Below are 23,410 nucleotides of genomic sequence, written 5' to 3'. Positions count from 1 at the left end.
GTCAGACTCCGGCCGGCACTGCTTCGCGCGCCCCGACCGTGGACTCGTACAGCTCGTTGAAGTAGTCGCCGATGAGGTCGATGAAGACGGTCAGGTAGACCTCGGCCTGCTCGGGAGAGCTGAACTTCTCCACGGCGCGCGAGACCGTGCGGAACATCAGCTCGTCGTGGTCGTGGTCCTCGTCGAAGGCGAGGTGCGCCTGGGTGCCGTGCACGTACTCCTTGCCGAACTCCTGCTCCGCCTTCGCGGTGATGACCGGGTTGTAGCGGTCGGAGTACCACTCGACGAACCAGTCCCAGATCGTGGTGGGCGCCGGGCCGGACCGGTCGGCCTCCAGGCGCAGGTAGCCCATGAGCTTGGCGGTGGACGGGAACACCGGGGTGGCGTTGAGCTCGTCGATGGTCAGACCGAACTTCTTCAGGTCCTTGGTGAACATGTTCTCGTGCCCGAACTCCTCGGCGAGGTAGCGGGCGAGCTTGGCGGCCAGGTTGTCGTCCTGGGAGCCGACCTTGTAGAGGGCGTAGCTGTCGACCTCGTTGTTCAGGCGGATCCGCAGAACCGTTTCGGTGATGTGCCGGACGTAGTAGTCACGGTCGATCCACTCCCCGCGGTGCAGCTCGCGCAGCTTGGGTACGCGATCGAACTGCTTCTCCAGGAGTTCCGCGGCCAGCGCTTCGAGACGCGCTCGGTCAAGCTTGGACATGGTGTTGTGACAACCCTTCTTCACTGGACATTCGCCGCGTTGCCGCCGACGACGTGAAAGGGAGGTCAGGCAGAGCACACCCATGGATCGAAGGTGCAGTGCCTCCCCCGTATTGCAATCACAGGCACATGAGTCGTGGCGATCGCAGCATCGCGCTGACTTCGTCCCGACCGTACACAGCCCGCGAGAGACCAGTCAAGGAATTTCTCGACTCACTGATCGCTGCGTGGAGATCATGTAAGTGGACGGCTCGCGTCCGCCTTCTTGCTCGTCCACCTTGTTAAACCACCAGTTCAGAGGCATAGCAAGCGCCAAAAGCGCACAGCGGTGTGAACTGCTCGTGAAGCGTGATCGGGTGGAGTTGACAGCGCGTCTTGACTGCGCGATTGTCACTGACGTTCAGCACAGGGCCACGATCGGCCCGCACCGGGGGAGGACATGACATGACGAGGACACACGCGGGACACCTGGTGGCGATGCTCGCCATCGCCACGCTGGCGGCGCTGCCGGCTTCCGTCACGGCCGCAGGCCGGCCGGCGGGCTCGACCGTCACGACAACCGTCGTCGAGGCGAAGGCGGACGGGCCGGGCCCGTGCTGCAAGAGCGTGGAACAGGCATTCCCGCGGGGCTGAGCCGCGACCCACACCTCGCGCGGTCGGCGGCCCAAGCGACCACCCGGGCGGCGACCCTTGAGCGACCACCCTGGCGGCGGTCCTCAAGCGATCATCCTTGACGGCGGTCCTGAACGGCGGTCCTTAGCGGCGGTCCTTGGTGCGGACCGCCGTGAGGCCGTCGGCCGCGGCTCTCTCGGACCTCGACTCGCGGGCCTTCCCGGCCGGTGGGTCCGGCAGCGGACTCGGGGGCCTGACCCGGGCGCAGTCCGCCATCCGTCGGTACGCCTCCAGTGCCTGCTCAGCGCCGATGTGCCGGGCCTGCAACTCGGCGACCTCACGCCAGGCCTGGGCCGCCTCCAGGCCTGCTCCCAGTGACTGGAGTTCCTCGGCAGCCGTCCAGCACTCCTCGATCCCGGCGGTGGCACGGCCGTCCGACACCATCGCCAGGCCGAGCACCCAGCGGGCGCGGCCCGCTTCGACCGCCTTGCGGGTCTCCAGTCGTCCCATGGCGCGCAGCGCGAGGCCGATGGCTTCCGCCGGGCGACCCGACAGCAGTTCCAGGCGGGCCAGTTCCGTCTCACAGCCGGCGAGGTCACCGGTGTCCGACACCCGCACCAGGACGTCGTACGCCTGGTTCAGCAGGAGTCGCGCCTGCGCCAGCTCCGGCGGTTCGGCGCGCAGCAGCAGCCAGGCGTAGGTCAGGCGCAGCCGGGCCAGGCTGTGCTCGGAGTCGTCCTCGGCCATCAGGGCGAGGGCCTTCTCCACCAGTTCCAGCGACAGTGCGAGGTCGCCGCGGGCCTCGGCGACCAGTGCCGCGTTCCAGTACGCGGAGCCGCGTGCCCGGCGCGATCCGTTGCGCTCGGCCCGCTCGATCACCCGGGAGACCAGTCGTTGCGCGGTCGCCAGGTCACCCCTGCCCCAGTAGGCGGCGACCAGGGTGGAGGCGAGCCGGATCTCGTCGTCGGTGCCTTCGAGACCCAGCTCGCGCACCTCGCGCAGCGCCTGTTCGCCCAGTTCGATGCTCCGGCCGAAGTCACCGGCCTCGCTGAGGATCCGACATCGCTGCATGAGCAACGGAAGCAGCCCGACAGGCAGGGACTCACCGCGCCGCGCGGCGTCGATCAGCCGCTCGATCCCGTCCAGCGTCCGGTCGGTCTCGCCCAGCGCCTCCTGGGCCCGGGTGAGCGCCCACAGGGTCTCCCAGCGCAGTTCCGGGTCGGTCTCCTGGGCCAGTTCCAGCAGCCGGTCCCTGGCCTCGAGGGCGGCGCCGTTGGCGAGTGCCAGCTCGGCGAAGCGCAAGCGCAGCCGGCGTTCGTTGAGCTCGGCGGGGTCCCGGCCGGTCAACAGGTACTCGACGGTGGTCCCCAGCCGTTCGGCCAGCAGCTCGACCACCGGCGGCTCCGGCGTGCGCCGGTCGGACTCGATCAGCGACACGTAGCTGGCCGAGACCGCTCCCCCGGCAAGATCGGTCTGACTCAGACCCCGCTCGCGCCGCAAGGCGCGCAGGCGCTGTCCCAGAGTGCCGGCAGACTTGGTCACCGCTGCCTCCCTCCACTGACAACGACACGCTTGGAACACACTACTGGGTCATGCCTTCGAGTCAACTGGCCGGTGGAGCAGGCTCGACGCCGATTCGATCTGTAACACTCGCCCGCAATGCCCGTCCGGTACCCCGACGCCCGGTCGGACGCCCCGCCACGGAGCGTGCTCCACCGTGTCGAAGCCGCCCTCCCGGGTACCCGGTCCGCCCGTCCCGGCCCCGGGTGCGGGCCGGTCAGGAAGGGGGCACTGATGACGCAGCACGCCGACGACGACGTCGCCCACCACGGGGGCGTCACCGGACTGCGGCTGGCGACCGGGGAGGCCGCGGGTGAGGCACTCGCCCGGAGTCTGCCCGTGGACCGCAACCAGGCGATCCTGGAGGCGGCCAAGCAGGTCGGCGCGATCCTGAAACGGGAGGGGCACGCCTTCGCGCTCGCGGGCAGTGTCGCCGTGTACGCGCACGGCGGCTCCCAGAACCTCCAGCACGACGTCGACTTCGCCATCCTCCCCGAGGACGCCCGGTCCGTCGCCGACACCCTCCGCGAGGCCGGTCTCCAGGTAAGCACGCCTCCGGAGGACTGGCTGCTGAAGGCCGACTGCCTGGGACAGCAGGTCGACCTGATCTTCGAGCTGGCCCACCAGCCGGTCACCCGGGAGCTGCTGGCGCGGGCCGACGAACTCTCCGTCGACTCGGTGTTCATGCCGGTGCTGTCCCCCACCGATCTGCTGCACAGTCTGCTGTCCGCGTTCTCCGAGCACCACTGCGACTTCGGGGCCGTCCTGCCGATCGCCCGCACTCTGCGGGAGAAGGTCGACTGGGACGCCGTACGCCGGGGCTGCGGGGACGCGCCGATGCCGGACGCGTTCTTCTACTTCCTGGAACGGCTCGGAGTCATCGAACCGAGTGCCTCCGGGACGGGCGGGTCGGCGAGGAGCGAGGAGGGCCGGTCATGAGCGGGTCCGCGCCGGAGGGCTCCGGCGAGAACGTCGAGTACCGCGTCGCCCACCTCCGTGACCGGCTGGCCGCGGAGGAACTGGGCGAACTGGGGGTCCGGGCCGAAGTGCGGGCGGGGGCGGTCGTGGTCAGCGGGACCGTGCCGTCCGCGGAGTGCCGGGAAACCGTGCTGCGGACCGTCCGCGAGGAGCTCGCCGGGCTCGCCGTGCACACCGACGTGCTGGTGGCCGAGACCGCCACGCCCGATCATGCGGAGGAACTGCCGTGATCCGTGTCGCCGCCGTGGGGGACATCCACATGGGCCCGGAGAGCCAGGGCGTGCTGCGCCCGGCCTTCGACACCCTGTCCGACTGTGCCGATCTGCTGCTCCTAGCCGGCGACCTCACCCGGCACGGCACGCCCGATGAGGCGCGCGTGGTGGCGCAGGAGGTGCGGGACCTGCCGGTGCCGGTCGTCGCGGTCCTCGGCAACCACGACCACCACGACGAGCAGCCCGAGAAGGTCGCCGCCCTGCTGGAGGACGCGGGGGTGCGGGTGCTGGAGGGCGAGGCCACCGTCGTGGAGTGCGGCGGCACCCGGGTCGGCGTCGCCGGGACCAAGGGGTTCGGCGGCGGGTTCGTGGGCCGGAGCGCGGGTGAGTTCGGCGAGCCGCTGATGAAGGAGTTCGTACGGTACTCACGGCGTTGCGCGGACGGGCTGCGCTCCGCGCTGGAGGAACTGGGCCGGCAGGACTGCGCGGCCAGGGTGGCGCTCACCCACTTCTCCCCCGTGGCCGACACGCTCGCCGGTGAGCCGCCGGAGATCTATCCGTTCCTCGGCAGCTACCTGCTGGCCGAGGCGATCGACACCGCGGGAGCCGACCTGAGCGTGCACGGACATGCCCACGCGGGCACCGAGCACGGGATGACGGCCGGCGGGGTGCGGGTGCGGAACGTGGCCCAGCCGGTGATCCGGCGGGCCTTCAACGTCTACCACCTGCACGAGAGCTGACCGGCCGCCACTCCCCCACGTGACGGCCGCCCCCTGGCGCGAGCCGGCAGGACGTAGACGTCGGCTGCATGGCGTCGCCCGGTCGTGGTCCTCCCAGGACGTCGACGTCAGCTGCGCGCCTTCGCCCGGTCATGGCCCTCCCACGCCGCGTCCCGCAACTCCGGCCGCAGCAGCACCTCCACCGCCGTGCGGGCCAGTGCCTCCGCGGCGGCCAGCATCACCTGACGGGCGCGCTCGGAGCCGGCCGCGACGGCGAACTCGGGGGTGTGGTCGGAGCCGTCCTCCCCCATGATCGCCACGAAGGGGTGGATGGCGGGGACCCGTCCACTGACATTGCCGACGTCGGAGGAGCCCAGGTAGACGCCGGGTGCGGGCGGGGTCATCTCGATGCCCGCGCCCGCCAGGTGCCGGGCGAACCGGGCCGAGAGCACCGAGCTGTCCCGGAAGTGCTCGTAGCGGGGCGTGGCGCGCTCCACCGTGACCGTGGTGCCCGTCGCCCGGGCGACGCCCTGGGCGCAGGTGAGCAGCTCGCCCGCCAGGTCCTCCAGTGCGGCGGTGGTCAGCGCGCGCAGCCCGAACAGGCCCTCCGCGTACTCGGGCACGATGTTGGTGGCCCGGCCGCCGTCGGTGACGATGCCCTGGACGTGTGAGCCCTCGGGCTGCCTGCGTCCCACCACGGCCAGGGTGTTGAAGAGCTGGATGAGCGCGGCGAGGGCGTCGACACCCTCGGTGGGGTTGCCGGTCGGGTGGGCGGCCCGGCCGTGGAAGCCGACCCGGTACTGGGCCTGCGCGGTCAGCGGCGCCCACTGCCAGCTGTGCACGCCGGGATGGAACATCAGGGCCGCGTCGAGGTCGTCGAACACCCCGGCCTCGGTCTCGGCGACCTTGCCTCCGCCGCCCTCCTCGGCCGGGGTGCCGATGGCCCACACCGTGCCCGCGTCCCGGTCGAGCACGGCCCGCGCGGCGAGGGCGGCACCGAGACCGGCCGCGGCGATCAGGTTGTGGCCGCAGGCGTGACCGAGGCCGGGAAGGGCGTCGTACTCCAGCATCAGGGCAACGGCCGGGCGGGTCCTGGTACCGGAGCGCGCGGTGAACGCGGTGGGCAGGCCGGCCACGTCCCGCCGGACCTCGAACCCTGCCCATTCGAGCTCTCCGCACAGCAGCGCCGCCGCCCGGTGCTCCTCGAAGGCGTACTCCGGGTCGGAGTGCAGCATGCGCGCCATGTCCCAGAGCCGGTCGGCCCGTGCCGCCACCTCCCCGTGCACCCGCGCGAGCACCTCGTCCACGGCGTCGGTCACATCGTCCTCCCGTTCGGTGTCGTCCGTCCGCGTCGCGGTCCAGCCTTTTGGTGTCGTCCGTCCGCGTCGCGGTCCGGTCACGTTCCGCGTCCCGGTCCGGGTTCCATCGAGCGGGGCGGCTTACACCCGGGCAACCGTTACCGGCCTGGGGGCGGGGGTACTCAGGAGCGGTCAGCGCGACTCGTCGAGGAGGCCGCGATGAAGGCGGACCGGATCGCCGATCCCTGGGGCGCCCGGACGCCGTACCGACGCCACGGGTCCTGGCCGGCCAGGGTGGACACGTTCCTCGCGGAAGGCGTGGACCCCAGCGCGGTCGAGCGGTGGGTACCGGCGGCCTCGCTGCTGCACTCCGGCGGTGACGCCATGGACATCGCCGTGGTCGACGGCCGGATGGCGGGAGTGCGCGGACGGGCGGTGGACCGGGTCAACCGCGGCCGGCTGGGGCCCAAGGACCTGTTCGGCTGGCAGGCGAACGCCTCACAGGACCGGCTGACCAGGCCGCTCGTCCGGCGTGACGGGCACCTGGTCGAGACGGACTGGGACACCGCGATGGAGCTGGTGGCGGCCCGTGCCCGGGAACTCCTCGACGAGCGCGGACCGGGCTCGATCGGCTTCTACACCAGCGGTCAGCTGTTCCTGGAGGACTACTACACGCTCGCGGTGCTGGCCCGGGCGGGCATCGGCACCAACCACCTCGACGGCAACACCCGGCTGTGCACGGCGACCGCGGCCGAGGCACTGAAGGAGTCGTTCGGCTGCGACGGCCAGCCGGGCAGCTTCGACGACCTCGACCACGCGGACGTCATCGCCCTGTTCGGCCACAACATGGCCGAGACCCAGACCGTGCAGTGGGCCCGGGTCCTGGACCGGCTGGCGAGCGCCGATCCGCCGCGGCTGCTGTGCGTGGACCCCCGCCCGACCCAGGTGGCCCGGCACGCGGCCGTGCACCTGGCGCCGCGGGTGGGCACCAACGTGCCGCTCCTGAACGCCCTGCTGCACGAGACGATCCGGCACGACCGGGTCGACCACGACTTCGTCGAGGCGCACACCGTCGGCTTCGAGGAACTGTCCGAACGGATCTCCTCCTGCACACCCGAGTGGGCCGCGGGCATCTGTGACGTGCCGGCCGCGCGCATCAGCGAGGCGGCCGAACTCGTCGGCACGGCCGAGGCCCTGCTGTCCACGGTCCTCCAGGGTGTCTACCAGGCGCACCAGGCCACCGCCGCGGCCGTGCAGATCAACAACCTGCACCTGATCCGCGGCATGCTGGGCCGCCCGGGCGCGGGCGTGCTCCAGATGAACGGACAGCCCAGCGCGGAGAACACCCGCGAGTGCGGCGCCGACGGCGACCTGCCGGGCTTCCGTAACTGGCAGAACGACGAGCACATCGCCGACCTGGCGAGGGTGTGGAACGTCGAGCCGGACCGGATTCCGCACTTCGCCCCGCCCACGCACGCGATGCAGATGTTCCGCTACGCCGAGCAGGGCTCGATCGGGATGCTGTGGATCAGCGGCACCAACCCGGCGGTGTCCCTGCCCGAACTGGCCCGCATCCGCGCCCTGTTGGCGCAGGACCGGCTCTTCACGGTCGTACAGGACCTGTTCCTGACGGAGACCGCCCGGCTCGCCGACGTCGTGCTGCCCGCCGCGACCTGGGGCGAGAAGACCGGCACGATCACCAACGCCGACCGGACGGTCCACCTGTGCGAGAAGGCGGTGGAGCCGCCCGGCGAGGCGCGGCCGGACCTGGAGATCTTCCTCGACTTCGCGCGGCGCATGGACTTCCGCGACAAGGACGGCGGACCGCTGATCGGCTGGCGGGAGCCCGAGGAGGCCTTCGAGGCCTGGAAGCGGTGCAGCGCGGGCCGGCCCTGCGACTACACGGGCCTGTCCTACGACCGCCTGCGCGAGGCCGGTGGCATCCAGTGGCCCTGCACCGCGGAACGGCCCGACGGCACCCCGCGTCTCTACACGGCCGGCATCACCTGGGCCCACCCGGACGACTGCGAGAGCTACGGCAAGGACCTGGAGACCGGCGCGGCCGTGGACCCGGTGGAGTACCGCTCCCTGAACCCGGACGGCAAGGCCGTGCTCAAGGCCGCTGCGTACATCGAGCCGCACGAGATGCCCGACGAGCGGTACCCCTTCCAGCTCTCGACGGGCCGGACCCTCTACCACTTCCACACCCGCACCAAGACCGGCCGGGTGGCCCAGCTCGACGAGGCCGCGCCCGACGTGTGGGGGGAGATCAGCGCGGCGGACGCGGACCGCCTCGGGCTCGGCGAGGGCGACCTGGTGAAGGTCACCACCCCGCGCGGTGGCCTGGAGGGGCGGCTGCGGGTCACCGGCATCCGGCCGGGGCTGCTGTTCGTGCCCTTCCACTACGGCTACTGGGACACCAAGGAGGGGGACGGCCCGGACGGGGGCGGTCCGGGGCGGGCCGCGAACGAGACGACGATCACCGACTGGGACCCCGCGTCCAAGCAGCCCCTGTTCAAGACCGCGGCCGCGGACCTCACCCTCGTCGCCCGCGCCGACGGCCGGCACGCGCCGGCCCCCACCACCACGGCGTCGGCCCCGGCTCACCCCGACGCGGCGCCGGTCACGGCAGGTGGCCGGCAGGCGTACGCGACCCAGAGTCCCGGCTATGGCGAGGCCCCGGGCCGGGCGGAGCCGGGAGGCACGTCATGAAGGACGGCATCGCGCATGTCCTGCGCGCCCTGCACCGCGGAGAGCGGCGCCTGGCCCGGGATCTCTCGGCCGCGGCCGGGCGGCACGCCGAGGAGCACGAGGTCCACCACGTCGCCACCGACCTCGCGGCCTGGTCGCGAGAGCACGCCGAACGGCTCGCGGAACTCGCCGCGGGCGAAGGGCTGCGCCTCGACGACGAGATCCCCGAGCCCTTCCCCGCCGAGGGACCGGGCGCTCTGCTGCTCCTGCACGACCTGCGCGCCCTGCATCTGGCCGCCACGGAGAACTCGCTGCACTGGCAGATGCTCGCGCAGGCCGCCCAGGCGAGCCGGGACGAGCGGCTGCTGGGCCTGGTGTCGGCGTGCCATCCGCAGACGCTGCGGCAGCTGCGCTGGAGCGACACCATGGTCAAACAGGTGTCCCCGCAGCTGCTGACAAGCCTGTGACCAGGAATAAGGGGTGCGACCCCGGGCACTCGGGGGCCGGAGGTGATGAACATGGGACACGGAGGAAACGTCATCGACGAGCTGGTGACCGATCACCGTGAGGTCGAGGAGCTGTTCGGGAAGATCGAGGCGCTGTCGCCCGGCGACAAGAAGCGGAAGGTGTACGCCGACCAGGTCACCATGGAGCTGATCCGGCATTCGGTGGCCGAGGAGGAGTACCTGTACCCGGCGGTACGGGAACACATGGTCAACGGCAACACCATGGCGGACCGGGAGATCGAGGACCACTCCACGGCCGAGCAGCTCATGAAGGACCTGGAGGGCTGCGCGGCGGACGACCCCGAGTTCGACCGGCTCGTGGGGGAGCTGATGAGCGAGGTCCGCTCGCACATCGCCGAGGAGGAGCAGACCCTCTTCCCGCAGTTGCGGGTCGCCTGTTCGGAGAAGGAGCTGGACGACCTGGGCGACAAGGTGCGCCGCGCCAAGAAGATGGCGCCGACCCGCCCGCATCCGTCGGCCCCGGACACACCTCCGGCGAACAAGCTGCTGGCTCCCGGCGCCGGGCTGGTCGACCGGCTGAGGGACGCTCTCTCGGGCCGCGGCAAGGAGGGCTGACGTCCACGGCACAAGCCCCTCAGGCGCTCCTTCACTCAAGGGCGCGGGCCCTCAGGCGATGAGTGCCTCGTCCGAGCCCAGCCGCGCCAGCAGCTGGTCCCGGTGCAGCCCGGCCACCGGCGCGAGCAGGTCCGGGTGCCTGAGCAGGGCCGCCGCGTGGCGGTCCGTGGCGTCGGGGGTGAGCAGGCGGCGGAACGCGGCCGGTGTGGCCGTCGTGTGCTCGCCCCCGGCGGCGATCTCGGTCACCGCCAGTCCGGCCAGTTCGGGATCGGTGAGCAGGCAGGCCGCCCAGCTGGCCACGACCTCGTCGACCCAGGTCCGCCAGGCGTGCTCCTCGCCGTCCCGGTCGTCGTCGGCGTCCGCGCCGGTGACCCAGTCGAGGCGGGCGGCGCCGCCCGGGCCCGCCAAGCCGAGCAGTGCGGCATCCGTCGCGGTCGGATAGCGCAGCCACGCGGCGACCGTCACAGCCTGCCGGGCCTGCACCTCGCAGAGCGCGGCGGCCAGCGCGCCCCCCGAGGGCGGATAGGCGCGGTTGAGCCAGTGGGCGGTCGCCGCGATGACCGGGGAGAGATCTGCATGCACTGCCGGGCCGCCCGAATTGCCGGTGGAAGGGGGGTCTGGCCGAAACGGTAGCCCGCGGGCCGGGGAGGACGACATGGCTCCGACCTCGTCGGGCACGTGGTTTCGGCCACACCGGCCCCTCTCATGCCGGGCTCCCAGCCGGGACTTCTCGCGCTAGGCCTCCAGCCAGAACCGGGTGCGTTCGAGCCACAGATCCAGCAGCCGCGAGTCGCCTGCTGTCCCGACGCCGGGCGCGGGGCGGTCGTAGAGGAAGAGGAGCAGGTCGGTCACGGGTCCGCGGACAATGGCCGTGGCCTTGCCGCCGCCCCGCTGCCATCGCGGCCGCTCCCCGCCGAGGTCGACCAGCCACTCCCCCGCCGTTCCCGCGTCGAAGCGCAGGGCGCGCCCGGGTCCGAGCAGTTCGGGCACGTCCGGGAGGGACTCGTAGGCCTCGGGGACGGTCGAGAACAGCAGCCATTCCTCGACGGCGTCCGCCGCGAGCCGCTCGTCGACCACGAACTCCGCGCCGGTCACCAGGGCCGCGTCGGCGCGGTGCAGCAGGGTCTCGTAGGCCATGCGGCGGGCCCAGAACCCGGTGCACGGCTCGACCAGATCCTCGTCGGCGGGCGTCCACACCCGCACGTGGGGGCCGGCCGCCCGGAGACTTCCGGCCAGCCTGTCGGCGCCCTCCACCAGCCAGTCGCCGAGCGCCCAGTCGTCGAGGTGGGCGTAGGCGGCCGGGTCGTTGACCCGGTCGTCGTCGATCGGCCCCGTGGCCCGGGTCCGTACGATCTCCTCCGCCCAGCGGTGGTCGCCGCCCACATGCCGCAGCAGCCGGCCGAGGTGCCAGCCGGGGCAGGTGGGCACCGGCGCGGTGAGGTCGGCGCCCTCGGCGTGGTCGACGAGCAGGCGGGTCTGGGCGACGATCGCCTCGCAGTGCTCGTCGAAGTCGAAGGTCGACATGGCTTCCCCCATCGCCGCCATGCGCCCGTCAGGCCTCGGTTCCGGTGTAGAACGCGATCGTCGCGGCCGTCGTCCTGGCAGCCGTCCCGGCGTCCGCGCCGGAGGCGGCATAGGCCTCGCCCCAGCTCTCGCCCGAGCCGGTGATGAACGTGCGCCCGTCGGGTGTGGTGTGCCAGGTCGCGGCCTCCTCCTTGCTGAGCCCGCGGCCCGCGAGGTGCAGCCGCAGGCCGTACAGCCCGAGGTCCCAGCCGACTCCGACGGCACCGGGACCGAACTGGTCCCAGAACTCATCCGGTACGACCGACACATGCTCGAGTTCGAGGACGGTCCGTTCCCCGTCCTCGGGGGTGAGGCGCACCTCGACCTCGCTGAATCCCGGGTCGGGGCCGAACAGCCAGCTCACCCTCAGGCGCTCGGGTTCCACGCACTCGAGGATCTCGCCACCGGCGTTGCCCTCCAGCTGGTAGCGGCCGCCGACCTTGAGCTCGCCGCTGACCGGCATGAACCAGCGCGCGATGCGTTCGGGGGAGGTCACCGCGTCCCACACGTCGGCGATCTCTGCGTCGTAGGTGCGGCGCAGCAGGACGGTCCGGGCCTCGCCGGTCTCGACCTGCCGGGTGCCGACCCGTCGGTGCAGTCGGTTGATCTCGTCGGCGATCTCACTCATCTCGGCTCACCTCTCCTTGCCGTCTGCGCTCCCGCTTGCCGCGTGCGAGTTCCGTGCCGAGCGCGTCGAGCCGCTGGTCCCAGAAGCCGCGGAAGCGCTCCAGCCAGGCGTCGACTTCCCTCAGCGGTGCGGCGTCGACGGCGTAGAGCCGCCGGTTGCCGTCGGCGCGGACGGAGGCGAAGCCACTGTCCCGCAGCACCTTGAGGTGCTGCGAGACGGCCGGCTGGGAGATCCCGAACTCGTCCCGGATCACGGCACTGACCTCGCCCGACGCCTGCTCCCCCGAGGCGAGCAGTTCCAGTATCCGGCGCCTGACCGGATCTCCGAGTACGTCGAACGCGTGCACGCGACCCACTATGCCACCCGCCGCTTATATAAGCCAAGCCTTATAGGCAACGGTTCCGCCGGTTGGTCACCAGCCGCTGACCCGGTTCCAGAACCCCGCCACAGCGAGCGCCTCGCCGGCCGGCCGGGAGCCGTCGACGACGTGGTAGCCACGGTGCTGAGCCGCCGTGGCGCAGGCGTGGTTGGGCAGGATGCGCAGGCGGGTGCCGATGGGCAGGTCGGGGAGGGGAACGCCCTCGCGGGCGGTGAGGGTGCCGTGCTCCTGGCTCGCGGCCGTCATGACCAGGCCCGGGAGGAGGGTGCCGGAGAGGTCGGCGACGAGGCCGTATCCCTGGTCCTGCGCCTGGGCGGCGGTGCCGCGGTCGCGGGACATGGCCATCCAGCCGCCGTCCGTGACGATCCAGCCGTACTCGGGGCGGTGACCGATCACCGTGACGACGACCGACAGGGCGAGGTCGTCGAGTGTGCAGACGCCGAGACCCGCCATCACCAGGTCGAAGAACACGTAGGTGCCGGCGCGCAGTTCGGTGACGCCCGCGAGGTCCTCGGCGGCGTGGGCGGTCGGGGTGGAGCCGATGCTTACGGTGACCACGGGCAGGCCGGCCGAGCGCAGTCGTCCGGCCGCGGCGACGGCGCTGTCCCGTTCGTTCAGCGCGGCCAGCCGCTGCTCCTCGGCGGTGGGGGCGAAGTACGACTCTCCGGCGTGCGTCAGCACGCCGTCCAGGCAGCCCGTTTCGTGCAGGACGCGGCCGATCCCGGGAAGCTCGGGGGCGTCGGGCCTGAGACCGCCGCGGTGGCCGTCGCAGTCGATCTCGATCTGGGCCGGCACCGGGATGCCCGCCCGGCGGGAGGCCTCGGCGACGAACTCCGCCTGTTCCGCGCTGTCCAGCAGCACGCGCAAGGTCACCCCGCGCCGCAGCAGGGCGAGGACGCGCGGGAGTTTGTGGGGGTCGATGCCGACGGCGTAGGTGATGTCGGTGTACCCGCCCTCGGCGAACGCCTCCGCCTCGGCCAGGGTGGAGACGGTCACCGGGCAGGGCTTGGCGCCCTCGTGCAGCAGGGCGGCGACGTCGAGACTCTTGGCCGTCTTCACGTGCGGGCGCAGGACGACGCCGAGCCGGCCGGCCCTGGCGGCCAGCCGCCCGATGTTGCGCCGGGCCCGGTGCACGTCGACCACTGCGAACGGGGTGTCGGGGTCGGCCAGGGTGAGCCGGTCGGCGGCCGCGGGGTGGGTGTCGGGAGTCACGCGGGGAGTCCGTCCTCGGGAATGGGGCGATGTGGCCCCGGCGGTCCACCTGCCACCCCGGGAACATACGACCGAGGGCCAGGGTGATGCGGCGGCCTCGGCGATGCGGTGCCGGTCGGCACCCTCGACGACGCGCCGCGCCTGTCCGCCCACCGCCCCGCCACCTCGATTGGACTGGCTGTCCAGATCTGGACAGCCAATCTAAGAGCCTGACCGACAGTTGTCCAGCGGGGTGATCGAGGTATACATATGGGCCGCCCGGGTGCGGGCCGGTGGCCTGGTGGCGCATTCTTGCTGTGTCGCCCGCAGGACGGCGCACGGACGAGGTAGGGCCGATGACTGGGAGCGTCAAGGAGGCACAGCCCACGGCCGGGCGGCTGGCGGCGCTGCTGATCGACAGTTCGACCGAGGCGATCAGTGCGGCCGGCGGCCACGCCGGAGGGGTCTATCTGCGCTCCCGCACGCCCGGACTGCTCAGGCTCGCCGTCCTGTCCGGTCTGCCCGGTCCCCTGTTCCGCCCCTGGTGGCGGATGCACGTCGACCGCCCGTTCCCCGTTGCGGACGCCTACCGGCTGGGCGTCCAGGTGATCCTGCCGAACGCCACCGAGACCATGCGCCGCTATCCGCAGTTCGCGGCCGGCCTGCCCTTCCATTTCGGCTCGCTCTACGTACCCGTCGTCAACGGATCCACCACGTACGGCGTGCTGACCGTGCTGCGCCCGGCCGTCGCCGACGCGTCCGAGGTGCTCGCGGGGCGCGACCGCGTGGTGCGGCTCGCCCAGGAGCTGGGTGCGGCCCTGCGCGTCCTGGAGGAGCAGGACGCAGACCAGGTCGCCTGGGACGGTGAGCCGATGTATCTGCGGCCGCCGACCGCGTCCACCTCCGTGGGGCGCGTCGGCCGTTTCGCCTGGGACCCCTCGACCACCGCCATCACCCTCGACGAGGACCTGCACACCCTCCTCGGCGTGCCGCCGAGCGAGTTCCCCGGCACCGCCGAGGCCTTCGCCGACGCGGTGGCCCCCAGCGACGCCCACCGCATCCTGGGCACCCTGCGCGACACCGCCGCCGGTCGGCCACCCGCGCTGCCGCTCTACCTGCGGGACACGGACGGCGAACTGCGGCTGCTGGATCTGTGGAACGCCTACGAGCCGCCCGCCGCCCCCGAGGTGAGGGGCGTGGTCGTGGCGCCGGGCCCCGCCCCCACCGCCGACTCAGCCGCGGACCTGCTGCCCGACGGAGTGTTCTGCCTCGACCGGCTGGGCCTGGTCGTCTACGCCAATCCGCGCGCCGCCGAGCTCCTCGGCCGCCCCCGTGCCGAGCTCGTCGGCCGTGACCTGTGGGAGGCCGTGCCCTGGCTGGGCCGCCCCGACTTCGAGGACCACCTGCGCGCGGCCCTGCTGGCCCCGGACCCGGTCCACTTCCACCTCGAACGGCCTCCCGCGCCGGAACCCGCGCCGAACCGGCCGGTGCAGGAGACCGGGCCCGTGGCCGGGGACAAGGATGGGCAGCCGGCCACCGCGGGCGGCGACTCCGAGCCACGGACCCGGGACACCGATCAGCCCGCCTCCGCGCAGAACCTCGATCAGCCCGCCTCCGCGCAGAACCTCGATCAGCCCGCCTCCGCGCAGAACCTCGATCAGCCCGCCTCCGCCCCGGACAGCGAACTGCCACCCGAACCGTCACCGCAGCACACCGAGCCCGCCCCCCAGCCGTACGAGGGCGACTGGCTGGCGCTGTCCGTGTACCCGGGGCCCGACCGGCTGACCTGCACCGTGCGGCCCGCGAGCGGGGTGGCGGACAGTCCTGCCGCGCGTGGCGACGGCGAGGCGGCCGAGGTCGGCGGGAGCGCGCTGGCACCCCTGTACCGGCCGATCGCCCTCGCCATCGCGCTGAACGAGGCCGTCACCGTCCGACAGGTTTCCGCCGTGGTGATGCGGGAGCTGCTCCCGGCGTTCGGCGGCCGCCGGCTCGCGATCTACCTGCTCCAGGACCGCCATCTGTACCTGGAGTGGGAGACCGGCTTCCCCAAGGGCTTCCTCTCGCCCTTCGACGGCGTGGGGCTGGAGACGCGCCTGCCGGGCGTGGAGACCCTCACCAGCGGCAGGCCGCTGTTCTTCGACTCCATGGAGCAGCTGACGGCCGCGTACCCCGGGATCGCCCTGGACGCGGCCGAGGGTGCGCGGGCCTTCCTGCCGCTGATCGCCTCCGGCCGGTCCGTCGGTTCCTGCATCCTCGGCTTCGACCGGCCCCGGAGCTTCTCCACCGAGGAACGCACGGTGCTCACCGCGCTGGCCGGACTCATCGCCCACGCCATGGAGAAGGCGCAGCGCTACGAGTCGGAGACCGCGCTCGCCCGGGGCCTTCAGCAGGTCCTGCTGCCCCGCCGGCTGTCGGCGCACCCGCAGCTGGAGACGACAGGCCGCTATCTGCCGGGCACCGCGGGGATGGACGTCGGCGGGGACTGGTACGACGTGGTCGAGTCCGGCGGCGGGCTCGCCCTGGTCATCGGGGACGTCCAGGGGCACGGTGTGCAGGCGGCGGCCACCATGGGCCAACTGCGCAGCGCGGTCCGGGCGTTCGCACTGGGCGACCGGTCGCCCGACGAGGTCATGAGCAGCACCAACCACCTCCTGATCGACCTCGACCCCGGGCTCTTCGCCAGCTGCTGCTACATCCGCCTCGATCCCGCCACCGGGCTGGCCCGGGCAGCCCGCGCCGGGCACCCGCCCCCGCTGCTGCGCCAGGCCGACGGCCGCACCCGGGTCCTGGACCTGCCCGGCGGGGTCGTGCTCGGGGTGGACCCGCGGGCCCGCTATCCGGTCTCCGAGTTCCAGGTGGACCCGGGCGCGGTCCTCGCGCTCTACACGGACGGACTGGTGGAGCGGCCCGGCCACGACATCGACGAGGGGATCACCGCGCTGCGGGTGGCACTGGCGAAGGCCGGAGCACCCGCCCGTCCGGGCCAGCGCTTCCTGGCGGGCGTCGCGGACCGGCTGACGGCGACCGCCCGGCACGCCACCGACCGGCCCGACGACATCGCCCTGCTCCTCGCGACCCGCCGCGGGACGCCTGCGGGCGGGCCGCACTGAGGACGCGGGACGTCGCTGGCGGGTCGCACCGGGTACGCAGGGACACCGTCAGCGGGTCGCACCGAGTACCCGGGACACCCTCGACCGGTCGCCCCGCACGGGCCCAGCCTCTCGCCCACGTCGCGCCGCCCGGCGTCGCTCTGCGTGCACACGCTGAAGGCTCTGTCGCTGTTCTGTCACACCCTGTGACGCCCCTCGCCTCCTGGGGCGAGGCAGTGTAGACATGGGCACATGGTCCGACTCCCGGGCCGTTCCGGGGGCGGGTCGGCCCGTCGCCCCGACGGTCCCCGCCCACCGCAGACACCCGACCGGACGCACGACCAGGACGAGCGCCCGGCGCGGGGCAGTTCACCGACCCGGGTGGAGCGCGACGGGCCCCGGATCCGGCGGGGCCAGGGGCCCCTGGGGGCAGCGGTCGGCGGACGCAGCGTGGCCGGACAGGTGTTCGTCCTGCAAGTGGTGATCGTCCTGCTGCTCGTCGTGGCCGCGGTGGTCGCACTGGTGCTCCAGGTACGGCACGACAGCACCGTGGAGGCCCGCAACCGTTCCGTCGCCGTGGCACAGGCCTTCGCCAACGCGCCGGGCACACTGGAGGCCCTTCAGAGCCCCGACCCGTCGGCGGTGCTCCAGCCGCGCGCCGAGGCGGCCCGCCGGGCGACGGACGTGGACTTCATCGTCGTCATGGACACCAACGGGATCCGCTACACCCACCCCAAGCCGGACCGCATCGGCAAGAAGTTCGTCGGGGACATCGGCCCGGGGCTGGCCGGGCGGGTGACCACCGAGGACATCAACGGCACCATCGGACCGCTCGTGCAGGCCGTCGTCCCGATCAAGGACGCCGACGGCAAGGTCGTGGGCCTGGTGTCCGCGGGCATCACCACCGCCAAGGTGGGCGGCACCGCCAACCAGCAGCTGCCGCTGCTCCTGATGGCCGCCGGCGTCGGACTCGCCCTCGCCACGGCCGGCACCTACCTCGTCAGCAGACGTCTGCTGCGCCAGACACACGGTCTGGGACCGCACGAGATGACCCGCATGTACGAGCACCACGACGCGGTCCTGCACGCCGTACGGGAGGGCGTCCTGATCGTCGGCGGCGAGGGCCGGCTGCTGCTCGCCAACGACGAGGCGCACCGGCTCCTCGACCTGCCGGCCGACGCCGAGGGACGGCACGTCCTCGACCTCGCCCTGCCCGCCGACATCGCGGGACTGCTGGCCTCCGGACGGGTCGCCACCGACGAGGTGCACCGGGTCAGGGACCGGCTCCTCGCGGTCAACCAGCGGCCCACCGACATCCAGGGCGGCCCGCCCGGCAGCGTCGCCACCCTGCGCGACTCCACCGAGCTGCGTGCCCTGTCCGGGCGCGCCGAGGTCGCCCGCGAGCGCCTGGACATGCTGTACGACGCCACGGTCGGCATCGGTACCAGCCTGGACGTGACCCGCACCGCCGAGGAGCTGGCCGAACTGGCCGTGCCGCGGTTCGCGGACTTCGTCACCGTGGACCTGTTCGACCCGGTGCTCAGCGGCGGCGAGCCGGAGGAGGCGACCACCCTGCGCCGCACCGCGCTCAGCGGGATCCGCGAGGACGCCCCGCTGTACAAGGTGGGCGAACGCATTCCCCTGGTCGACTCCGCCCCGCAGGCCCGTGGCATCAGCAGCGGCAAGGCCGTCCTGGAACCACGGCTCGCCGAGGCCACCGGCTGGCACGCGCAGGATCCGGAGCGCTCCGCCCAGGTCATGGAGTACGGCATCCACTCGCTGATCGCCGTCCCCCTGCGGGCCGGCAACCTCGTGCTCGGCACGGTCAGCTTCTGGCGCTCGGAGAAGCCGGAGCCCTTCGACACCGAGGAGGTCACCCTCGCCGAGGAGCTCGTCACCCGGGCCGCGGTCTCCATCGACAACGCCCGCCGCTACACCCGCGAGCACGCCATGGCGGTGACGCTCCAGCGCAGTCTGCTGCCGCGCCGGCTGCCCGAGCAGGACGCCCTGGACATCGCCTACAAGTACCTGCCCGCGCAGGCGGGGGTGGGCGGCGACTGGTTCGACGTACTGCCGCTGTCCGGAGCCCGGGTCGCGCTGGTGGTCGGTGACGTGGTGGGGCACGGACTGCACGCGGCGGCCACCATGGGCCGGCTGCGCACCGCGGTGCACAACTTCTCCGCCCTCGATCTGCCGCCCGACGAACTGCTGGCCCTGCTGGACGAGTTGGTGGCCCGGATCGACCAGGACGAGGCGGAGGAGAGCGGCAACTCCCCGGTGACCGGCGCGACCTGCCTGTACGCCGTGTACGACCCGGTCACCCGGCGGTGCACGATCGCCCGCGCCGGCCATCCGCCGCCCGCCCTCGTCCACCCGGACGGGAGCGTCGAGTACCCCGACGTGCCCGCCGGTCCGCCGCTGGGCCTCGGCGGCCTGCCGTTCGAGACGGCCGACCTGGAACTCGCCGAGGGCAGCCGTCTGGTGCTCTACACGGACGGGCTCGTGGAGGACCGGGAGCGCGACATCGACGTGGGTCTGGAGCTGCTGCGCGCGGCACTGGAGCGGTCCGGGCCCAGCCCGGAGGACACCTGCCGGGCCGTGCTGGACGCGCGGCCGCCGTCCCGGGCCATCGACGACATCGCCCTGATCGTGGCGCGCACCCGGGCGCTGGCGGCGGACCGGATCGCCGAGTGGCAGGTCCCCGGCGACCCCGCGGCCGTCTCGGATCTCCGGGCGTCCGTGTCGCGGCAGCTGTCCCGGTGGGGCCTGGAGGAACTCGCGTTCACCACGGAGCTGATCCTGAGCGAGCTGGTCACCAACGCGATCCGCTACGGCGGCGATCCCATCCGGGTCCGGGTGCTCTTCGACCGCTCCCTGATCTGCGAGGTCTTCGACAGCAGCAGCACCTCACCGCATCTGCGGTACGCGGCGATGACCGACGAGGGCGGCCGCGGGCTCTTCCTGGTGGCCCAGCTCAGCGAGCGCTGGGGCACCCGGTACACCCCCGCGGGCAAGGTCATCTGGGCGGAACAGCCTCTGCCCTGACCCCTGTCAACCCCCTTGCCCCTGATGCGGCGACCCCTCATAAGGCGTTTTTATGAGCCCATAGACCGGACCCGCGTACCCACTTAGGCTTGCCTTAGCTTAGGCTTCCCCGAGTCGATCTGTCACCGCTCGAAGGGAACCTGATCATGCCGCGCCCCCTGCGGGTAGCCATCGTCGGAGCCGGCCCCGCCGGGATCTACGCGGCCGACGCGCTGCTCAAGTCCGACGTGGCCGCCGAACCCGGTGTCTCCATCGACCTCTTCGAGCGGATGCCGGCACCGTTCGGGCTGATCCGTTACGGCGTGGCCCCTGACCACCCTCGGATCAAGGGCATCATCACGGCCCTGCACCAGGTGCTCGACAAGCCGCAGATCCGTCTCTTCGGCAACGTCGACTACCCCACCGACATCAGCCTGGACGACCTGCGCGCCTTCTACGACGCGGTGATCTTCTCCACCGGCGCGACCGCGGACCGCGAGCTGCGCATACCGGGCATCGAGCTCGACGGCTCCTACGGCGCCGCCGACTTCGTCTCCTGGTACGACGGCCACCCGGACGTGCCGCGCACCTGGCCCCTGGAGGCCGAGAAGGTCGCCGTGCTGGGCGTCGGCAACGTGGCGCTCGACGTGGCCCGCATTCTCGCCAAGACGGCCGACGAGCTGCTGCCCACGGAGATCCCGCCGAACGTGTACGAGGGCCTGAAGGCGAACAAGGCGCTGGAGGTCCACGTCTTCGGCCGCCGCGGCCCGGCCCAGGCGAAGTTCTCCCCGATGGAGCTGCGGGAGCTGGACCACTCCCCCAACATCGAGGTCATCGTCGACCCCGAGGACATCGACTACGACGAGGGCTCGATCGAGACCCGGCGTGGCAACAAGCAGGCCGACATGGTCGCCAAGACGCTGGAGAACTGGGCGATCCGCGATGTCGGCGACCGTCCGCACAAACTGTTCCTGCACTTCTTCGAGTCGCCCACCGAGATCCTCGGCGAGGACGGCAAGGTCGTCGGCCTGCGCACCGAGCGCACCGCCCTGGACGGCACCGGCAACGTCAAGGGCACCGGCGAGTTCAAGGACTGGGACGTCTCCGCGGTCTACCGCGCGGTCGGCTACCTCTCCGACAAGCTGCCCAAGCTGCCCTGGGACATCGACTCGGGCACGGTCCCGGACGAGGGTGGCCGGGTCATGCAGGAGAGCGGCGAGCACCTCCGGTCGACGTACGTCACCGGCTGGATCCGGCGCGGCCCGGTGGGCCTGATCGGCCACACCAAGGGCGACGCCAACGAGACGGTGTCGAACCTGCTGGACGACTTCGCGAACGACCGTCTCCAGACGCCGGGTTCGCCCGAGCCGGAGGCCGTGGACGCGTTCCTCGCCGAGCGCAACGTCCGCTTCACCACCTGGGAGGGCTGGTACAAGCTGGACGCCGCCGAGAAGGCGCTGGGCGAGCCGCAGGGCCGTGAGCGCGTGAAGCTCGTCGAGCGCGAGGACATGCTGCGCGAGAGCGGCGCGTGAGCCGACCCGCAGGCAACCGACCGGGCGGCGCGTGAGCCGACCCGCAGGAGCCGACCGAACGCCGGTCGTGCCGTGACCCTTCGCAGGGGCGGTACGACCGGCGTCGTGCTGTGCACGGAACCCGCGCGCCCGGCCGGTCGTTCCCCTCATGCCTGTACGGCCGTGCGGGCGCACGCGGGACGAACGGGGTGGGTGTGGCACGCGTACTGGTCATCGGCGGCGGTGTCGCCGGTACGGCGACGGCACTGGCGCTGCACAAGGCGGGCTTCGGGGTCGAGGTGCACGAGGCTCATCCGGACTCGGCCGAGGACATCGGCGCGTTCCTCACCCTGGCGAGCAACGGCATGCGCGCGCTGGCCCAGTTGGACGCCTCGGCGGCGGTCACGGCGGTCGGCTTCCCGCTGACCTCGCTGCGGCTCCTGGACGACCGGGGCACCGAGCTGGCACACGCCCCCATGGGCGAGACCTCCGCCCCGGTGCTGAACTACCGGTGCCTGCGTCGCGGGGAGCTCAACACCGCGCTCCAGACCGAGGCCGCCCGCCGCGGCATCCCCGTGCGGCACGGCGCCCGCCTCACGTCGGTCGAGGACGGCCCGGACGGCGTCACCGCGCGCTTCACCGACGGCGGCACCGCGAGCGGCGACCTGCTGATCGGCGCCGACGGCCTGAACTCCGCCGTGCGCCGGTCGATCTCGCCCACGACGCGGCCGTTCCCCTCCGGCCAGTACGTCTTCTACGGCTACACGCGCGCCGCGGCTCCCTCCGGCCCCGAGGCCTGCATCACCATGGTCCGCGGCAGCGGGGCCGCCTTCGGCTACGCGGTGTCGCCCGACGGCGAGACGTACTGGTTCGCCCGGGTGACCGGAGATCCGCTGACCGCCGAGGAGTTGGCGCAGGGCACCCCCGCCCACTGGCGCGAGCTGCTGCTGCCACTGCTCCGTGCGGACGCCGGCCCGGCCGCGGACCTCGTCGCGGCCACGGGTGAGGACCTCATGGTCACCAACGCCACCGAGATCCCCACCGGCACGCCCTGGCGCTCCGGCCGGACCCTGCTCGTCGGCGACGCGGCGCACGCGGCCTCCCCCGCGACCGGCCAGGGTGCCTCGATGGCCCTGGAGGACGCCGTCGTCCTCGCGAAGTCCCTGCGGGACGCGCCGGACACGGACAGCGCCCTCGCCCTGTACGAGGAACTCCGCCGTCCCCGGGTGGAACACAACATCACGGTCAGCGGCAACATCTCCCGGGGCACCCACACCCCGTCGACCGCTCCCCGGCCCGCCCCGGACGAGGAGCTCGCCCGGCTCCTGGACTGGGACACGGATCTCTGGGCCGCGCGGCCGGCCCACCACGGGTAGGGCTCCCGGCGACACCGGCGACAGCTCTCACGCCCGGTCCCCCCTGCCGCGGCCCGCACCAGAATCTGGGCCCGGACGACCTGTGCCCGACGAAGGAGCCGCCCGTGCCCGGGCAGTGATCCATCACCCAAGTGGAGAAGCTCGCGGCCGAGAAGCTCGGCGGGGTCCCGATCCGCCGGGAGCAGACGGCGGCCGTGGCGAACATCTGCCGGGCCGCCTCCGCGGTGCGCCAGCACCTGGAGAACTCCGTGCTGTGCGGCTCCGACCTGACGTTGACCGCGTTCTCGTGCTCTGGGTGGTGTGGGTGTGGGGCGAGTCGGAGACCCGGCATGTCGGCGAGGAGGCCGGCATCTCCAAGGGCACCCCGACCGGCGTGGCCCGCATCCTGGAGTCGCGCGGACTGCTGAGCCGCCCCGGGCACCCGGCCGACGGGCGTCCGGTGCTGCTGCGCCTCACCGGCCAGGGCGAGAGCTGATGCAGCGGGTGTTCCCGGCGTTCGACGAGGAGGCGGCCTTCGTGACGGCCGGCCTCAGTGACGCGCGGTGCCGGGGCCTCGCGGAGGGGCTGCGGCGGGTCGTCCTCCAGGTGGAGGAGCATGGCGAGGAGCGCCGCCACACCCTGCTCGACGGCGCCGCCCGCCCCCGCCGCAGCGGCCGGCACCCGAAGGCCTGACCCGGGCCGGATCCCCGGCGGCGGGCCGGGTCCCCGGCGGCGGGCCGGGTCCCGTGCAGCACGGAGCGCCTCGTGCAGCGGGCAGAGGCCCGCGCAGCGCGTAGAGCCCCGCGCAGCGCAACG

General features: G+C 72.7%; 19 protein-coding genes and 1 pseudogene. 12 read left to right on the top strand and 8 right to left on the bottom strand.

Going from position 1 to position 23,410, the window contains the following annotated elements:
* Position 1: 1 nt before the first annotated feature.
* Positions 2-703: a hypothetical protein gene (locus IF54_RS0127595; RefSeq protein ID WP_030323425.1), complete on the bottom strand. Its 702-nt coding sequence runs from the start codon at positions 701-703 to the stop codon at positions 2-4.
* A 443-nt stretch (positions 704-1,146) separates the two neighbouring features.
* Between IF54_RS0127595 and IF54_RS0127590 the strand changes: the two genes are divergently transcribed.
* Entirely contained in the window at positions 1,147-1,335 is a 189-nt protein-coding gene (locus IF54_RS0127590; protein ID WP_030323424.1) for a hypothetical protein, read from the top strand.
* A 123-nt stretch (positions 1,336-1,458) separates the two neighbouring features.
* Here IF54_RS0127590 and IF54_RS0127585 read toward each other — a convergent pair whose 3' ends face one another.
* Entirely contained in the window at positions 1,459-2,856 is a 1,398-nt protein-coding gene (locus IF54_RS0127585; RefSeq protein ID WP_051735554.1) for a helix-turn-helix domain-containing protein, read from the bottom strand.
* Positions 2,857-3,108: 252 nt separating this feature from the next.
* Between IF54_RS0127585 and IF54_RS0127580 the strand changes: the two genes are divergently transcribed.
* From IF54_RS0127580 to IF54_RS0127570, 3 genes are read left to right on the top strand one after another with little or no spacing between them, the layout of a single operon-like run.
* A complete protein-coding gene (locus IF54_RS0127580; RefSeq protein WP_030323421.1) occupies positions 3,109-3,813 on the top strand; it encodes a nucleotidyltransferase domain-containing protein in 705 nt (234 codons plus the stop codon).
* On the top strand, positions 3,810-4,082 hold the full coding sequence (locus IF54_RS0127575) for a BON domain-containing protein (RefSeq protein WP_030323419.1): 273 nt from the start codon (positions 3,810-3,812) through the stop codon (positions 4,080-4,082). Before IF54_RS0127580 ends, IF54_RS0127575 begins: the two co-directional genes overlap by 4 nt.
* A complete protein-coding gene (locus IF54_RS0127570) occupies positions 4,079-4,804 on the top strand; it encodes a metallophosphoesterase family protein (protein WP_030323417.1) in 726 nt (241 codons plus the stop codon). The genes IF54_RS0127575 and IF54_RS0127570 overlap by 4 nt, the downstream gene beginning before the upstream one ends.
* Positions 4,805-4,911: 107 nt before the next feature.
* Here the strand turns inward: IF54_RS0127570 and IF54_RS0127565 are convergent, their stop codons facing one another.
* Positions 4,912-6,102 carry an amidohydrolase gene (locus tag IF54_RS0127565; RefSeq protein ID WP_030323416.1) on the bottom strand — a complete coding sequence of 397 codons (1,191 nt, stop codon included), beginning with the start codon at positions 6,100-6,102 and terminating at the stop codon, positions 4,912-4,914.
* Between the two features lie 198 nt (positions 6,103-6,300).
* On the opposite strand from IF54_RS0127565, the gene IF54_RS0127560 reads away from it, so the two are divergent.
* Genes IF54_RS0127560 through IF54_RS0127550 form a run of 3 tightly spaced genes read left to right on the top strand, consistent with a single transcriptional unit; the run spans position 6,301 to position 9,854 of the window.
* A complete protein-coding gene (locus IF54_RS0127560; RefSeq protein ID WP_030323415.1) occupies positions 6,301-8,793 on the top strand; it encodes a molybdopterin oxidoreductase family protein in 2,493 nt (830 codons plus the stop codon).
* Positions 8,790-9,239 (top strand): hypothetical protein, encoded by a 450-nt coding sequence (locus IF54_RS0127555; RefSeq protein ID WP_030323413.1) that lies wholly within the window; start codon positions 8,790-8,792, stop codon positions 9,237-9,239. The genes IF54_RS0127560 and IF54_RS0127555 overlap by 4 nt, the downstream gene beginning before the upstream one ends.
* A gap of 51 nt (positions 9,240-9,290) precedes the next feature.
* Positions 9,291-9,854 carry a hemerythrin domain-containing protein gene (locus IF54_RS0127550; RefSeq protein ID WP_030323411.1) on the top strand — a complete coding sequence of 188 codons (564 nt, stop codon included), beginning with the start codon at positions 9,291-9,293 and terminating at the stop codon, positions 9,852-9,854.
* Between the two features lie 51 nt (positions 9,855-9,905).
* Here IF54_RS0127550 and IF54_RS0127545 read toward each other — a convergent pair whose 3' ends face one another.
* The 5 genes from IF54_RS0127545 to IF54_RS0127525 all read right to left on the bottom strand — a co-directional run bounded on the left by IF54_RS0127545 (position 9,906) and on the right by IF54_RS0127525 (position 13,636).
* Positions 9,906-10,436, bottom strand: coding sequence for a hypothetical protein (locus IF54_RS0127545; RefSeq protein WP_030323410.1), 531 nt, complete (start codon positions 10,434-10,436; stop codon positions 9,906-9,908).
* 153 nt (positions 10,437-10,589) lie between these two features.
* Positions 10,590-11,378 (bottom strand): maleylpyruvate isomerase family mycothiol-dependent enzyme, encoded by a 789-nt coding sequence (locus IF54_RS0127540; RefSeq protein ID WP_030323408.1) that lies wholly within the window; start codon positions 11,376-11,378, stop codon positions 10,590-10,592.
* A gap of 28 nt (positions 11,379-11,406) precedes the next feature.
* Positions 11,407-12,045, bottom strand: a complete 639-nt coding sequence (locus IF54_RS0127535) for an SRPBCC family protein (protein ID WP_030323405.1) — start codon at positions 12,043-12,045, stop codon at positions 11,407-11,409.
* Positions 12,038-12,400 (bottom strand): ArsR/SmtB family transcription factor, encoded by a 363-nt coding sequence (locus IF54_RS0127530; protein WP_030323402.1) that lies wholly within the window; start codon positions 12,398-12,400, stop codon positions 12,038-12,040. Before IF54_RS0127530 ends, IF54_RS0127535 begins: the two co-directional genes overlap by 8 nt.
* A gap of 57 nt (positions 12,401-12,457) precedes the next feature.
* Positions 12,458-13,636 (bottom strand): DSD1 family PLP-dependent enzyme, encoded by a 1,179-nt coding sequence (locus IF54_RS0127525; protein ID WP_030323396.1) that lies wholly within the window; start codon positions 13,634-13,636, stop codon positions 12,458-12,460.
* Between the two features lie 335 nt (positions 13,637-13,971).
* Between IF54_RS0127525 and IF54_RS0127520 the strand changes: the two genes are divergently transcribed.
* The 5 genes and pseudogenes from IF54_RS0127520 (at position 13,972) to IF54_RS39825 (ending at position 23,287) form a co-directional block, all read left to right on the top strand.
* Positions 13,972-16,725: a SpoIIE family protein phosphatase gene (locus IF54_RS0127520; protein WP_030323394.1), complete on the top strand. Its 2,754-nt coding sequence runs from the start codon at positions 13,972-13,974 to the stop codon at positions 16,723-16,725.
* A gap of 231 nt (positions 16,726-16,956) precedes the next feature.
* Positions 16,957-19,749: a SpoIIE family protein phosphatase/ATP-binding protein gene (locus IF54_RS0127515; protein ID WP_078852120.1), complete on the top strand. Its 2,793-nt coding sequence runs from the start codon at positions 16,957-16,959 to the stop codon at positions 19,747-19,749.
* Between the two features lie 146 nt (positions 19,750-19,895).
* The gene (locus IF54_RS0127510) at positions 19,896-21,260 is read left to right on the top strand and encodes an FAD-dependent oxidoreductase (protein ID WP_030323389.1); all 1,365 of its coding nucleotides are present in this window, start codon (positions 19,896-19,898) and stop codon (positions 21,258-21,260) included.
* Between the two features lie 194 nt (positions 21,261-21,454).
* Entirely contained in the window at positions 21,455-22,615 is a 1,161-nt protein-coding gene (locus IF54_RS0127505) for an FAD-dependent oxidoreductase (RefSeq protein WP_037820670.1), read from the top strand.
* 122 nt (positions 22,616-22,737) lie between these two features.
* Positions 22,738-23,287, top strand: a pseudogene (locus tag IF54_RS39825) (MarR family winged helix-turn-helix transcriptional regulator).
* Positions 23,288-23,410 lie beyond the last annotated feature (123 nt).

The sequence above is a fragment of the Streptomyces sp. NRRL B-3229 genome (assembly GCF_000719505.1).
Taxonomy (GTDB): Bacteria; Actinomycetota; Actinomycetes; order Streptomycetales; family Streptomycetaceae; genus Streptomyces; species Streptomyces griseorubiginosus.
Note: the sequence above shows the minus strand (reverse complement) of the source record. Positions and strands in the feature narration are given on the sequence as shown.